Below are 12,898 nucleotides of genomic sequence, written 5' to 3'. Positions count from 1 at the left end.
ACCAATCCCACGGCCGCACTCCAATCCTGCCCATTCAGGGGAGTGTGACACTTCAGCTTTGCTCATGTGGGACATTCTAACTTGGCGCTTACAGAGATAGGGCGGATAATGAGGGTTATGCTGAATATTAGGAGGTGGCCGGGACCTACCCCAAGAACTGACCCAACCGGATTGCGAAATGCCGGGCATGATGCTCTGCTCCCCAACCTTGGACCGCCGGAATCTGGATTCTCGCGGCTCGGAGCGCCTTGTGAAGAAGACTTTGCCAAAGCAGTAGGTGTCGTGCGCACTCAGCCTGACCGTGCCGGAACGGGCGGAAGCGATGGGGCCGCTTGCGAAAGGGCTGCGCCGGGCGAGGTCTCCCCCACCCGGCGCGCTCATTTGTACAACTCGACGCCACTACCAGATCGGCGTCGAGAATTCACCCCTTGATATCTACCTTGCCTTGCCAGCGCCGCCGCAGGGTGCGCTGGCGCAGTGCCACTTCGAGCGACAGGTCGTACCCAACGTCTTTCCCGCTGCTCCTCAGGGCATCGAGACACAGTGCCCAGCCATCGCTGCGCCCCTTGGACAGTAATTCCATGGCCTGCATCATTGTGCGCTTCTGGGCGATCTGGCGACGGGTTTCCGCGTCGAGGCGGTAGGTCAGGTCTTGCAGGCGCGGCGCCTCCGGTCCCGCCACGTCGCCCTTCGGCTGAGGTCGGGGCGCGGACAGGAGCTCCGGCAGGATGTCCTGTGCAGGGATAGGGCCAACAGCCTGCGTGCGCGGCAGCGCACCCCGGTGCCAGATCCGGAACGCCCCGCGGATGCCGGCGTCGCGCTGCAGCCTCAGATCGATTAGCAACCGGGCCTCGAGCATCAGCGCGTTTTTCTCATTGGGCCACTGCGGTACAGTCCAGCCGGCTTCCCAAGACAACGCACCGTCTAGCCGCGTATCGAGCGCGAGCTGAAGCCGGCCATCGCGCAGGATCAGCTGGCAGGCCACGGGCCGGCTTCTCGTGAGGATCCTGGGCAGGTCCATCGCCGTGCGGGTGAGCAGTATGTCGTCCCCATATAGGATGACATCTCCCGGGCCCACGGGTCGGCTTGGGACTTCCGCTCGATACAGTAGGTGAACAGTGTTGGGGCGCCCGCAGGGGGTCGTGAGCTCGATCCGGAGAACTGTCATGTCAACCTCACCGCGGGCGTACCAGACGCGCAGCTCGTCAATCTGGACCTTTTCGACAACGACCATCTCGGGAGAGGATGCGTTCCGCGGTTCCTGCAGGATCCAGAAGCGAAGTTGAACCAAGCGGGCCATGACCCGTTGGTACTTATCGACGTCGAACCGCCGGATCGCGATGGCGGCGGACCGCTCGAAGGTGATCCCGTTCAAGGTGACCCAAGCCGTCTGCCGATACGTCATAACCCCGTCCCTCCAGTGCTTCACGGTGCCCCGTTGCTTGTCCTGTGCGGCCACGGATGGCCGAAGTTTTGTACATATTCCCCTGACGTGGGAACGGATGGAACGATTTCAAGGGTTCCAGCGTATCTAATGTACAGTAATGGCGATGGGAGTGACCGTCGCCAGAGAATAATGTACAGTGATCGGGTTGATGGATCAAGATTTATGTACAAAAGCGCGCGAAGACTCTTGACTGGCAGCACAAAATGTACGTTAACCGCGGTTGTCGGCTCTCCAGTATCCGCAGATCCGTACAAAGCGTACGCTTCTCACGCTGTGAAACCGGTACTTACGTACAGAACCCTTGACCACCGGCCCATAACTGTACATATTTCCTGAGTCCTTTCGAAGGAGATCGAACAAATGACACATGAAGACGACCTCATCTTTCATGACCAACCGCTCGCATTCCCGGTGACCGAGGCGCGGGCTAGCCTGGCCGATCTCGTCGATCGCGTCAGCCAGAATGGCCAGCGCGTGATCCTGACCAAGCACAAGCGTCCCGCCGCGGTGCTTGTCAGCATGCCGGACCTCGCGACGCTGCAGGCCGCCGACGCAGGAGCACATGCTGCACTGTCGTGGCCCACGCCCAATGTTGGTGACTTCAGTGCCGCGGACTTTGTGCTGGCCGAGGACGATCCCGCCGATGTGACGGCCCGGAACGATCTGCTCGACCTGAAACGTAAGGTTGAAGGCGTCATGGCCGAGATCGACGAGATGATTCACGCACACGACTTGGCCGACACCGGAGGGTGTAGGGTCGACGCGACCGAAAGGCCCCAGGTGGCCTGATGCCAGGCCTACGTGCCCCGGTTGCCAGTTTTAAAGTGCGTGTGCCCGACGGCGCGTATGACAAGGTCATGGCAGCGATGGTTTCCGCCGTCGCTGCCATGCTGGGCGGCCGGGCCGATGACCCCGAGGCGGTCGCGCAGCTGGCCCGATCCCTCCTTTTGAATATCCTCGCCCAGATGCGCGAGGTTCACAACTACCGGGAGGAGAACGGGTTTCCGCAGCCGGTGGACTGGCAGGACGTGCCCGCCAACTGGCGCGCCGCCTATCAGGAGATATACATCGCGCTCTTCAAGCAGACCTACTCCGGCGTGGCCATAGCCTATGCTGAGCAGCACATTGGGCTGGAGAAATGGCTGGTCGTGCTTGACGCTAAACACTAGGTGTCGCTCAAATTGAGCGCAGCACTTTGGCGGCGGATGCCTGCCCGGGATGAACCAAATCGCTAGGCAGCCCTATACCTGGATCTAGCGACGTGCCGGAAATCGAGTACTGAACACGTTCCCCGCAATGTCGACGTCGCCCCACAACAAGATCCATGTTACTAACCACGGCCGCCGCGCAACCCAGTTCAGGACCCGGCTGCGCAGCGTCTCCTGCAGATGCAACGTGCAGGTCGCGGCAGGTTCCAGTGATAAGGGGGTGCGCAGAGGTAACACGCCGTTGTTCTGTTCGAGGCCAGGCGCCGCAACGATAGTCCAGAGCCAGCAAATCCGAATCCGCACATCCTGCGGGTTGATCGCGCAGGCCGCCTTTCCGGTGTTGTGGATCGTGACCCGGAGCGCGAGCACGAGTTCGCACTTTCCAACCGGGATCGACGCCGGGGATGGAACAGGGCGGGCCACGAACCTGGCATCCTTCGGCCTTTCTTCCCACATTCTCATCCCCTCCAGTCCTGCAAGGACCAGAAGGGTAACGGAAACCAGAAGAACCAACGGCCAGCCGTTGTCTTGGGTCATGCGACCCGTCACCATCGCGATCACCAGATTGAGCACTTCGCGCAGGGTATCGTTGGCGATGGCATCCTCAGTCAGTGCGGGCACCCCGCTGATAACGAAGCCTGCAATGGCGCTGGTGGCGATAGTCGCGATGGTGCGGCGCAGCAGGTAACGGGGATCGAGTAATCCCAGCATCAGGATCGCCACTGCGGTTGGCCAGAACAACACGTAGACCCAGAGCGAGGCCTGCGGCAGCATCAGAGGTATCGCCAGGCAGAGGCATGCCACAAACACACGAGTAAAAAGAAAGAAGAACCACAGCATTCGTGCGCTCCCACGAGGTCGAAACCCGTTGCCCCAAGGTAGGGGGCAGCAGCGCTTCAATTATCAGTCTTGCTTGTTGACAGGGCTACCCCAAAACTCACGACCGCCTGCAGCGAGCCTGGATCGCCTTGGGAGAACGGCTACGTCGAAAGCTTCAACGCAAGGCTCCGCGACGAGTTGCTCGACGGCGAGATTTTCTATTCGCTGAGAGAGACGCAGATCCTGATTGAAAGATGGCGCCGCCACTACAACACCGTGCGACCACACAGCGCTCTGGGCTATCGGCCACCAGCGCCCGAGACCACCATCCCGATGGAACACAGGCCAATCATGCACTAACCTTCTAACCGGACCACCCAAGAGGGGCAGACCACTTCCTTCCATTCCAGCGAATGGATCGCACCATAAACCCTGGGATCAAACACCTAGGCGAAACGAACGGGTAGGTCGCGAGACCCCTGCGGGCACCTGCTCCGGTTGCCTGACAGCGGTTTCGGTTGAACAGGCGGTTGCGGTCGCGTTATCCAGCAGGAAATCTCCTCAGGCGGGACATCCCGATGCGTCATATTCTCCCCGCCGCCGCCTGCGCGGCCTCTTCCCGGGGCCTCGCAGCATGAGCGCGGTCATCTTCATTCCCGCCCGCTACGCCTCGTCGCGCTATCCCGGCAAGCCGCTGGTCGAGCTCACCGGCGCCACCGGCGAGGCCCGCAGCCTGATCCGCCGCGCCTGGGACGCGGCGCTGAGCGTCGAGGGCGTGGCTGCGGTCTACGTGCTCACCGACGACGACCGCATCGCCGAGGCGGCGCGCGGCTTCGGCGCCGAGGTGCTGATGACCTCGGATCAGGCCCGCAACGGCACCGAGCGCTGCGCCGAGGGGCTGGCCCAGCTCGACGGCACCCCCGAGATCGTCATCAACCTGCAGGGCGACGCGCCGCTCACCCCGCCGTGGTTCGTCGAGGCGCTGATCGCGGCGATGCGCGATCCCTCGGTCGAGATGGCGACCCCGGTGCTGCGCACCGACCCCGAGACGCTGGCGAACTTCGTCACCGACCGCCACGCCGGCCGCGTCGGCGGCACCACCGCGGTGATGCGCGGCGACGGCACCGCGCTCTATTTCTCCAAGGAAGTGCTGCCCTACGTGGGCAATCTCGAAACCCCGCCCGAGGTGTGGCACCATGTGGGGGTCTACGGCTACCGCCCCGAGGCGCTGCGCCGCTATGCCGGCTGGGCCGAGGGGCCGCTGGAACGGGCCGAGGGGCTCGAGCAGCTGCGCTTCCTCGAGAACGGCACTCCGGTCACCTGCGTGCCGGTCGAGGCCCGAGGCCGGGTGTTCTGGGAGCTCAACAACCCCGTCGACGTGGCCCGCATCGAGGCCGTTCTGAAGAAGGAGGGCATCGCATGAGCACCGCCGTTTCTGCCCGCGAGGTCGCGGTCAAATCCGTCACCTTCGCCAATGACGCGCCGCTGGCGCTGATCGCCGGGCCCTGCCAGCTCGAGAGCCTCGAGCACGCCCGCATGCTGGCCGAGCGCATCGCCGCCGCCGCCGAGGCGGCGCGGATGCCGTGGGTGTTCAAGGGCAGCTTCGACAAGGCCAACCGCTCGTCGCTCTCGGGCAAGCGCGGTCTCGGCATGGAGGCCGGGCTCTCGATCCTGTCGAAGATCGGCGCCGAGTTCGGGGTGCCGGTGCTGACCGACATCCACGACATCGGCCAGTGCGCCGTCGTCGCGGAGGCGGTGGACATCCTGCAGATCCCCGCCTTCCTGTCGCGCCAGACCGACCTGTTGCTCGCCGCGGGCGAGACCGGCGCCGCGATCAACGTGAAGAAGGGCCAGTTCCTGGCGCCCTGGGACATGGCCAACGTAGCCGCCAAGATCGCCTCGACCGGCAACCAGCGCCTGATGCTCTGCGAGCGCGGCGCCAGCTTCGGCTACAACATGCTGGTCTCGGACATGCGCAGCCTGCCGATCATGGCCGAGACCGGCTACCCGGTGGTGTTCGACGCCACCCACTCGGTGCAGCTGCCGGGCGGCCAGGGCACCTCGTCGGGCGGCCAGCGCCAGTTCGTCGGCACCCTCGCCCGCGCCGCCGTGGCGGTGGGCTGCGCCGCGGTCTTCATCGAGACCCACGAGGACCCCGACAACGCCCCCTCGGACGGGCCCAACATGGTGCCGATCGACGGGCTCGCCCCGCTGCTGGCCCGCCTGCACGCGCTCGACGAGGTGGTGAAGCCCTGAGCTGAGGGCCGCCCAAGGACGCGGGGGCGACAGGCCCCCGCCCGTCTCGTCTAGGCCGGCTGGCCGACCTCGGCGAGGATCCGGCGCAGCATCAGCGCGCCGTATTCGGCGTTGCCGTGGTGCGGGTCGCGCTTGCCGTTCTTCAGCAGCCCCGCCGCGTATTCCGGTCGAAGCAGGCCCTGCGCGTCGGCGGTCTCGGGCGGGAAGTCGACGAAATCCACCCCCAGCCCGTCGAGGAAGCCGCGGAAGCGCGCCCGGGAGCGGCGGTCGATCTCGAGCAGCACCTCCGGATCCGCCCCGCGCACGATGTTCTGGTGATCGGCCCGCACCGGCGGCGCGCTGATCACGAAGAAGCGGATGCCTGCCTCCTTCAGCTGGGTGAGGAAGGCGCGGATGTGGCGCTGGTCCTCGTCGGCCATGCGGTCGATCAGCCCCGAGGAGACCGGGCGCTGCCCGTCCCCTGCCAGCGCCGAGGGCGCCGCGGCGCCGGTCCAGATCCGGTCGCCGTAGAGCCGCGGGTTGTGGGTGCCCATGCAGATGCCCCAGAGCCGGTCCGGGGCGATATGGTCCTGCCCGGTGAAGCGGACGAGGTTCTCGGCATAGACCGGCTGGGTCAGCACCACGCGGCCGGCCTCGGTTGCGCTGAAGGCCTCGGTCTCGTAGACCCCGGCGCCGAGCCCGAAGACCGTGACCCCCGCCGCCTCGGGCACCTGCCCCAGGCCCTGGTTGAGCGCGATGGTGTGGGAATTTCCGGTGATGGTCAGCTGGCTCATCGGCCGAACTCCTCGAGCAGGGCTTCCTCGCAGACGAGATCGTCCTCGGACATCCTAGGTTTCGCGCGTGCAGGCGCCTTTTCGGTGGAAACAGGCTCTGGTTCCGGCGCCGCCTGCCCCGCGGTGTGCGGCCCGAAGAAGGCGTCCATCACGTGGGCCACGCCCACCGGCGAGACCTCGCGCAGGTTGGGGCGGAAGAACATCGCCCGCCCCGGGTGGCTCGAGACCAGCTCGAAGGAGGGGAAGTAGTCGACGTTCTCGTATTTCTGGTAGAGCGTGCCGCAGACCGTGCGCAGCACCGACTTGGAATAGACCGTCGCGGGCAGCACGTGCTGGTCCGAGGCGGTGGCAGTCAGCGGCACCGGCGAGACGGTGATCAGGAAGCGGATGCCGGGGCGGATCCCCTCGGCGAATTCCTTGAAGGCGGTGAAATCGCCGAGCACGTCCTCGTAGGAGAAATTGACGAACCGGTACTTCTCCGGGTCGAACTGGCCGGCCACGGTGCCCGGGCAGGTGGGCAGGATGGCGCCGTCGGCGATACATTCCCAGGCCTCGGTCAGGCCGAAGGTGAAGACGAAGACGTCGGTCTGCTCGAGGATCCTGCGCACCGCCGCGAGGTGGAAGTCGCGGTCACGGCGCACCTCTTCGGGGGTGGCGTAGCCGTTCTTCTCGATATTGGGGCGGAAGGGGTCGTAGAAGCGGCCGTTCTTCTCCCACACGTCCTCTTCGGGGGTGAAGAGCCCGTGGGCACGGCGGAACATCTGCAGCAGCTGCCGGGCGGAATAGAGATTGCCGTAGCGCGCCGAGTACATGTTGAAGCCGTAGTCGTTCCAGGCGCTCTCGGACAGCATCGGCAGCGGCTTCTCGACGTCGACGAACTGGTAGCCGCGGGCCTTGAACTGGCGCCCGATGTGCTGGGCGAAGCAGCTGCCCGCCGCCGCGATCCGCGTGCTCTCGCGCGAGATCTCGTAGCGCGGGCGGTAGACGTCCTGCATCTCGAGAAAGGAGACATCCGCGACGCCGCTGCGCCAGTAGGCGCGGGGCGGCAAGCCGACATAGGGGTTGGACATGAAGCGGTCCTTCTCGGTCTGGAAGAGGCTCTTTGCGGGACATGCCCGGGGTCGGAGCGATGTTAGCCCTCGCCCGAAGGGCGATCAAGCACAGCTCCCGAAGGGCGACCAGGCACAGCGCCCGAAGCGCGATCAGGCACGGCGCCTAGCGGGGGATCGGGCGCCGGAACCGAAGGGGGATCGCCCGGCCGGCCCGGAACCCGTCCCCTGCCCCTCGCAGGTGCGGCGAAAAACGTCCCGGCCTCTTGGCGGCACCGCGGCGAGATGCCAACATGGCCGGCGAAAGACCTCTCACCTGCCGGGAAATGTCCAATGAACCCCTACGAGAACCTCCCTCCCAAGGCGTTCTGGCGGCGCGCCGTCGCCGAGAACAGCATGTACGACGTGTCGGGGCTGTGGAATCCCAAGTTCAAGCTGTCGCCGAAGATGCCGGTCTCGACCTACGGCTCCTGCTTCGCCCAGCACATCGGGCGGGCCCTGCAGGCGCGCGGCTTCAACTGGCTGCGCACCGAGACCGCGCCCTTCGGCATGAGCGACGCGAACCGGCTGGCTTATAACTACGACGTGTTCTCGAGCCGCACCGGCAACATCTACACCACCTCGCTGCTGCTGCAGTGGCTGCAATGGGCCTTCGGCATCAAGCCCGTCCCCGAGGAAATCTGGGAGAAGAGCGGCCGTTTCTACGACCCGTTCCGCCCGCGGGTCGAGCCCGACGGCTTCGCCTCGGTCGAGGAGCTGCGCGCCTCGCAGCAGCAGACGCTGAAATCCTTCCGCGAGAGCGTGACGCAGGCGGATGTCTTCGTCTTCACGCTGGGGCTCACCGAGCGCTGGCTGAACAGCGAGAAGGGCTACGAGTACCCGATGTGCCCCGGCACCGTGGCGGGCGAGTTCGACGAGGCCGTGCACCAGTTCGACAACATGATCTTCTCGGAGGTGCAGAAGAACCTCTACGCCGCGCTCAAGATCATGCGCGAGCAGAACGAGAAGCTGCGGGTGATCCTGACCGTCTCGCCGGTGCCGCTGACCGCGACCAACTCGGGCAAGCACGTGCTGGTGGCGACGATGCAGTCGAAATCGGTGCTGCGCGCGGTGGCGGGGCAGACCGCCGACAGCCGCTGGTACGTCGACTACTTCCCCTCGTACGAGATCATCAACAGCCCGGTGTTCCGCGGCAATTTCTTCGAGCCGAACCAGCGCAACGTCGCCAAGCACGGCGTGAACTTCGTGATGGACAGCTTCTTCCGCGACCTCAACGCGCGCTTCGGCCGCAAGGAGGACGCCCCCGCCCCGGCCGCCGCGAAACCCGCTGCCGCGCCCGCGGGCAAGAAGAGCAAGGACGAGGTCTGCGAGGAGGAACTGCTCGAGGCCTTCGCCGCCGGAGGGCGCAAATAGCATGAAGCTCTGCATCATCGGCAACAGCCACGTGGGCGCGCTGCGCACCGCGTGGACGAGCGGGCTGTCCGACGACTTCCCCGGCATCACGATCACCTGCTTCGCGCAGCGCGGGCAGGGCATCGCCGAGATGGTGGTGGCCGAGGGCCGGCTGCTGCCCGCAAACCCCTACATGAAGCGCACCGTCGAATTCACCTCGGGCGGGCTGTCGGAGGTGGTCGTGGCGGAATACGACGCCTTCCTGCTCTACGGGCTGCACGAGCACGGGCAGGAGACCGGCGACACCTGGTATTCCTCCGCCGTGCGCGCGGCGGCGCTGAAGGACAAGGTGACGGGACAGGGCAGCCACGCGCTGCTGGGCAAGCTACGCGGGCTCACCGACAAGCCGGTCTGGGTGGCGCATGACCCGCTGCCGGCGCTCGACCCCTCGGGGCTGGTGGCGGCGGATTATGACGCAGAGCTGGCCGAGATGCAGCGGCTCTACTACGACCCCCTGCAGGCCCGGCTGGTGCCGCAGCCCGCCGAGACCATGGTGGCGGGGCGGGCGACGAAGCTCGCGTTCAGCAAGGATTCCCAGCCGCTGGCGGTGGGCGACGACCGCGACGGCCGCCACCACGGCGCCGACGAGATCCAGCACATGAACACGGCCTACGGGGCGATCTGGCTGCGCGCCTTCCTGCCCGGGCTCGCCGCCCAGCTCTGAACCCGGTCTGAACCGGGCCCGTGCTGGGGCGGCCCTGCAGCCGCCCTGCCCGGTCAGCGTCCCGTCGACGTCCGGCTCAACGCCCGATCAGCGCCCGGCTCAGCGCTTGTCGAAATAGTCGAGGTACCAGTCGACGAAGGCCTGCACGCCCTCGCGCACCCGGGTCTCGGGGCGGTAGCCGGTGAGCGCCTTCAGAAGCTCGGCGTCGGCCCAGGTGGCGGGCACGTCGCCGGGCTGCATCGGCATCAGGTTGCGGCTCGCCTTGCGCCCCAGCGCCGCCTCGATGGCGTCGATGAAATCGGTGAGCTGCACCGGCTCGGAATTGCCGATGTTGACCACCCGGTGCCGCGCCACCGGCGACAGGCTGTCCATCTCGCCCACCGGCGCCTCGCCCGGCACCGCGTCGATCAGCAGCCGGATCGCCGCCACGAGGTCGGTGACATAGGTGAAGTCGCGCCTCATGTCGCCGTGGTTGTAGACGTCGATCGGCCGGTCCTCGAGGATCGCCTTGGTGAACTTGAAAAGCGCCATGTCCGGCCGGCCCCAGGGGCCGTAGACGGTGAAGAAGCGGAACATGGTGATCGGCAGCCCGTAGAGATGGGCATAGGAATGCGCCATGTTCTCGGTGGCCTTCTTGGTGGCCGCGTAGAACGACATCTGGTGATCGGCCTTCACCGTCTCGCGGTAGGGCATCTCGGTGTTGGCGCCGTAGGCCGAGGAGGTCGAGGCCAGCAGCATGTGCTGCGGCGGGTGCGCGCGGGCCGCCTCGAGCAGCTCGAAGGTGCCGGTGATGTTGCTCTCGAGATAGGAGCGCGGCTCTTCGATCGAGTAGCGTACCCCGGCCTGGGCGGCGAGGTGGATGACCACGTCGGGCTTCTCGGAGGCGAAGAGATCCATCAGCACGCCGGGGGTCTCGACCCGCTCGTGCACCGCCCGGAACGCCGGGGTCTGCAGCAGCAGCCCCTCGCGCCGCTGCTTCAGCGTCACGTCGTAGTAATCGGTCATCGCGTCCAGCCCGATGACCTCGAACCCGTCGGCGATCAGCCGCTGGCAGAGGTGAAGCCCGATGAAGCCGGCCGAGCCGGTGACAAGAACCTTGCGCATGTATCTTCCGTCTTTCCGTTCCGCGGATCCGCGTTCAGCGTTTCACGCCGGCATAATGCACGCGGACATTCTCGCGCCACCCCCCGAGCAGGTCGGGCTTGAGCGCATAGCGCCCCTGCCCTCGCACATCCCGGCGGCGTTCGGAATAGTCGAAGTCGGAATAGAGACAGTCGAGGTCGAAGAGCGACTTCAGCCCCGGCGCGGTGAACCGGAAGTAGTCGATGGGACAGGGGTGGTAGCGCCAGGCGAAGAGCGTCGAGTGCACGGTGACGCCGCCGGGGCGCAGCAGGCGGCAGATCTCCTGCCCCGCCAGCCACGGCCGGTCGATGTGCTCGAACACGTCGAAGCTGAAGATGAAGTCGAAGCTGCCGTCGGGAATCTGCGGGCAGTTGGTGATGTCGCCCGCCATCACCTTGACCCCCTCGGCGCCGGGCGCCTTCTCGAGATCGAGCGCGTGGTAGTCGAAATCCGGGAAATCCCGGTGCCGCGGGTTCAGCCGTCCGCCGATCTCGAGCATCCGCCCGCCGCGCACCCCGGCCCGCTCGAGCGCCTCGTGGGCGACCTCGCGCACCCGGTCCCAGCGCGGGGTGGCGGATTTCCATTCCTCTCCCAGCGCGGCCAGCCGGCCCGGCAGGTCGTTGTCGAGCTGCGGCGCCATCTTCGCCAGCCCCTCCTCGACCGCCCCGCGCAGGGTCTCGTGCATCTTCTGCTTCGACAGGTGCAGCCCGACACGGGCATCCACCAGGCGCTTCATCTGCGTCGGATCGACGACAAGCCCCGGATCTCCGAAGGCACGGTACGCCGCAAGAAGGCGCTTCTTGAAATGCATAGACTCTTCCAAACAAACTTGATTCCGGATGTTTCCGAATGCAGCCACAACCTCTCGTTCAGTGCAAGAATTCCACGGGCGGAGCCCCGCCCGGGGGCCTCTCGCCCAGGGTGAGAGCGTTTGACTTGAAAATATGCGCCCGCTATTTGTCTCCCTGCCAGGAAGGCCGCATCCGGTCCGGTTTTCCCCTGAATGAAAGTTGGATTCCATCCTTATGAGCCAGACCAAATCTCCCGTCCAAGTCATCGCCGAAATCGGATGCAACCACAAAGGCGACATGGAAATCGCCAAGGAACTGATCCGTGTGGCCGCCCATGTCTGCAAGGCCGACGTCGCGAAGTTCCAGAAGCGTCACAACCGCGAGCTGCTGACCGCGGAACAGTACAACACCCCGCACCCGGTGCCCTCCAACGCCTATGGCGACACCTACGGCGCGCACCGTGAATTCCTCGAGTTCACGCCCGAGCAGCACCAGGAGCTGATCGCCGAGTGCAAGGCCAACGGCATCGCCTATTCGACCAGCGTCTGGGACCTGACCTCGGCCAAGGAAATGGCCGTGCTGAACCCGCCGCTGCTCAAGATCCCCTCGGCCACCAACCAGCACTACGACCTGCAGGGCTACCTCTGCGAGAACTACGAGGGCGAGATCCACGTCTCGACCGGCATGTCGACCGGCAATGAAATCGCCGATCTGGTGAAATTCTACGCAGAGCGCGGCCGTGCCAAGGATCTCGTGGTCTACAGCTGCACCTCGGGCTACCCGGTGGCCTTCGAGGACATCTGCCTGTTCGAGATCCGCAACCTGATGGAAAAGTTCGGCGCCACCGTGAAGGGCATCGGCTTCTCGGGGCACCACCTCGGCATCGCCGCCGACGTGGCCGCACTCGCCGTGGGCCGCGCCATGGAAGCGGACGGCAAGGGCAAGTTCACCCACATCGAGCGTCACTTCACGCTGGACCGCACCTGGAAGGGCACCGACCACGCCGCGTCGCTCGAGCCCGACGGGCTGCGCCGCCTGTGCCGCGACCTCAAGAACGTCGACCTGGCGCTCGAGTACAAGGGCCAGGAGATCCTGCCCGTCGAGCAGGTCCAGCGCGACAAGCTCAAATGGGTCAAGGAACAGCACGCCAAGGCCAGCTGAGCCCCCTGACCAGAGACAGGAACGGCCGCCCGGGATCCCCCGGGCGGCCGTTTCCGTTTCCGGCCCCACAGGCCCGAGCGTGCATATTTGGACATCTTGAAGAACGTTTATAGAACGGATCAGGCGTCTGGTGCGCGCAGGTACATGGCGACGTTT

At 65.7% G+C, this 12,898-nt stretch carries 13 protein-coding genes and 1 pseudogene; 8 read left to right on the top strand and 6 right to left on the bottom strand.

Annotation, left to right across the window (positions count from 1 at the left end; translation table 11 throughout):
* Window positions 1–421: 421 nt before the first annotated feature.
* Window positions 422–1,405 carry a hypothetical protein gene (locus tag BLQ77_RS29570; protein ID WP_242661891.1) on the bottom strand — a complete coding sequence of 328 codons (984 nt, stop codon included), beginning with the start codon at window positions 1,403–1,405 and terminating at the stop codon, window positions 422–424.
* A 402-nt stretch (window positions 1,406–1,807) separates the two neighbouring features.
* On the opposite strand from BLQ77_RS29570, the gene BLQ77_RS27270 reads away from it, so the two are divergent.
* Window positions 1,808–2,236 (top strand): type II toxin-antitoxin system Phd/YefM family antitoxin, encoded by a 429-nt coding sequence (locus tag BLQ77_RS27270; RefSeq protein WP_089964213.1) that lies wholly within the window; start codon window positions 1,808–1,810, stop codon window positions 2,234–2,236.
* Window positions 2,236–2,616, top strand: coding sequence for a hypothetical protein (locus BLQ77_RS27265; RefSeq protein ID WP_089964212.1), 381 nt, complete (start codon window positions 2,236–2,238; stop codon window positions 2,614–2,616). The genes BLQ77_RS27270 and BLQ77_RS27265 overlap by 1 nt, the downstream gene beginning before the upstream one ends.
* 84 nt (window positions 2,617–2,700) lie before the next feature.
* Here the strand turns inward: BLQ77_RS27265 and BLQ77_RS27260 are convergent, their stop codons facing one another.
* Window positions 2,701–3,495 carry a hypothetical protein gene (locus tag BLQ77_RS27260; RefSeq protein WP_089964211.1) on the bottom strand — a complete coding sequence of 265 codons (795 nt, stop codon included), beginning with the start codon at window positions 3,493–3,495 and terminating at the stop codon, window positions 2,701–2,703.
* Window positions 3,496–3,597: 102 nt separating this feature from the next.
* Here BLQ77_RS27260 and BLQ77_RS27255 point away from each other — a divergent pair.
* From BLQ77_RS27255 to kdsA, 3 genes and pseudogenes are all read left to right on the top strand, one after another.
* Window positions 3,598–3,834: pseudogene (locus tag BLQ77_RS27255) on the top strand (integrase core domain-containing protein); the annotation flags it as partial.
* A gap of 274 nt (window positions 3,835–4,108) precedes the next feature.
* Window positions 4,109–4,897, top strand: a complete 789-nt coding sequence (locus tag BLQ77_RS27250; protein WP_089964210.1) for a 3-deoxy-manno-octulosonate cytidylyltransferase — start codon at window positions 4,109–4,111, stop codon at window positions 4,895–4,897.
* The gene (kdsA, locus tag BLQ77_RS27245; RefSeq protein ID WP_089964209.1) at window positions 4,894–5,730 is read left to right on the top strand and encodes a 3-deoxy-8-phosphooctulonate synthase; all 837 of its coding nucleotides are present in this window, start codon (window positions 4,894–4,896) and stop codon (window positions 5,728–5,730) included. Before BLQ77_RS27250 ends, kdsA begins: the two co-directional genes overlap by 4 nt.
* 50 nt (window positions 5,731–5,780) lie before the next feature.
* Here the strand turns inward: kdsA and BLQ77_RS27240 are convergent, their stop codons facing one another.
* Together BLQ77_RS27240 and BLQ77_RS27235 are read right to left on the bottom strand one after the other, a co-directional pair.
* Window positions 5,781–6,503 carry a BTB/POZ domain-containing protein gene (locus BLQ77_RS27240; protein ID WP_089964208.1) on the bottom strand — a complete coding sequence of 241 codons (723 nt, stop codon included), beginning with the start codon at window positions 6,501–6,503 and terminating at the stop codon, window positions 5,781–5,783.
* Window positions 6,500–7,573 (bottom strand): GSCFA domain-containing protein, encoded by a 1,074-nt coding sequence (locus tag BLQ77_RS27235; protein WP_089964207.1) that lies wholly within the window; start codon window positions 7,571–7,573, stop codon window positions 6,500–6,502. The genes BLQ77_RS27240 and BLQ77_RS27235 overlap by 4 nt, the downstream gene beginning before the upstream one ends.
* Window positions 7,574–7,885: 312 nt before the next feature.
* Between BLQ77_RS27235 and BLQ77_RS27230 the strand changes: the two genes are divergently transcribed.
* Entirely contained in the window at window positions 7,886–8,965 is a 1,080-nt protein-coding gene (locus BLQ77_RS27230) for a GSCFA domain-containing protein (RefSeq protein ID WP_089964206.1), read from the top strand.
* Window position 8,966: 1 nt separating this feature from the next.
* On the top strand, window positions 8,967–9,668 hold the full coding sequence (locus tag BLQ77_RS27225) for a hypothetical protein (RefSeq protein ID WP_089964205.1): 702 nt from the start codon (window positions 8,967–8,969) through the stop codon (window positions 9,666–9,668).
* A gap of 99 nt (window positions 9,669–9,767) precedes the next feature.
* Here BLQ77_RS27225 and BLQ77_RS27220 read toward each other — a convergent pair whose 3' ends face one another.
* Entirely contained in the window at window positions 9,768–10,772 is a 1,005-nt protein-coding gene (locus tag BLQ77_RS27220) for an NAD-dependent epimerase/dehydratase family protein (RefSeq protein WP_089964204.1), read from the bottom strand.
* 34 nt (window positions 10,773–10,806) lie between these two features.
* Window positions 10,807–11,601, bottom strand: a complete 795-nt coding sequence (locus BLQ77_RS27215) for a class I SAM-dependent methyltransferase (protein ID WP_089964203.1) — start codon at window positions 11,599–11,601, stop codon at window positions 10,807–10,809.
* A 214-nt stretch (window positions 11,602–11,815) separates the two neighbouring features.
* Between BLQ77_RS27215 and BLQ77_RS27210 the strand changes: the two genes are divergently transcribed.
* A complete protein-coding gene (locus BLQ77_RS27210; RefSeq protein WP_089964202.1) occupies window positions 11,816–12,742 on the top strand; it encodes an N-acetylneuraminate synthase family protein in 927 nt (308 codons plus the stop codon).
* Window positions 12,743–12,898 lie beyond the last annotated feature (156 nt).

Source organism: Salipiger thiooxidans (genome assembly GCF_900102075.1).
Lineage (GTDB): Bacteria > Pseudomonadota > Alphaproteobacteria > Rhodobacterales > Rhodobacteraceae > Salipiger > Salipiger thiooxidans.
Note: the sequence above shows the minus strand (reverse complement) of the source record. Positions and strands in the feature narration are given on the sequence as shown.

Excerpts from the sequence above, each read along its gene's own strand:
- BLQ77_RS29570 (WP_242661891.1), bottom strand. The coding sequence starts at position 1,405 with ATGACGTATCGGCAGACGGCTTGGGTCACCTTGAACGGGATCACCTTC.
- BLQ77_RS27270 (WP_089964213.1), top strand. The coding sequence starts at position 1,808 with ATGACACATGAAGACGACCTCATCTTTCATGACCAACCGCTCGCATTC.
- BLQ77_RS27265 (WP_089964212.1), top strand. The coding sequence starts at position 2,236 with ATGCCAGGCCTACGTGCCCCGGTTGCCAGTTTTAAAGTGCGTGTGCCC.
- BLQ77_RS27260 (WP_089964211.1), bottom strand. The coding sequence starts at position 3,495 with ATGCTGTGGTTCTTCTTTCTTTTTACTCGTGTGTTTGTGGCATGCCTC.
- BLQ77_RS27250 (WP_089964210.1), top strand. The coding sequence starts at position 4,109 with ATGAGCGCGGTCATCTTCATTCCCGCCCGCTACGCCTCGTCGCGCTAT.
- kdsA (WP_089964209.1), top strand. The coding sequence starts at position 4,894 with ATGAGCACCGCCGTTTCTGCCCGCGAGGTCGCGGTCAAATCCGTCACC.
- BLQ77_RS27240 (WP_089964208.1), bottom strand. The coding sequence starts at position 6,503 with ATGAGCCAGCTGACCATCACCGGAAATTCCCACACCATCGCGCTCAAC.
- BLQ77_RS27235 (WP_089964207.1), bottom strand. The coding sequence starts at position 7,573 with ATGTCCAACCCCTATGTCGGCTTGCCGCCCCGCGCCTACTGGCGCAGC.
- BLQ77_RS27230 (WP_089964206.1), top strand. The coding sequence starts at position 7,886 with ATGAACCCCTACGAGAACCTCCCTCCCAAGGCGTTCTGGCGGCGCGCC.
- BLQ77_RS27225 (WP_089964205.1), top strand. The coding sequence starts at position 8,967 with ATGAAGCTCTGCATCATCGGCAACAGCCACGTGGGCGCGCTGCGCACC.
- BLQ77_RS27220 (WP_089964204.1), bottom strand. The coding sequence starts at position 10,772 with ATGCGCAAGGTTCTTGTCACCGGCTCGGCCGGCTTCATCGGGCTTCAC.
- BLQ77_RS27215 (WP_089964203.1), bottom strand. The coding sequence starts at position 11,601 with ATGCATTTCAAGAAGCGCCTTCTTGCGGCGTACCGTGCCTTCGGAGAT.
- BLQ77_RS27210 (WP_089964202.1), top strand. The coding sequence starts at position 11,816 with ATGAGCCAGACCAAATCTCCCGTCCAAGTCATCGCCGAAATCGGATGC.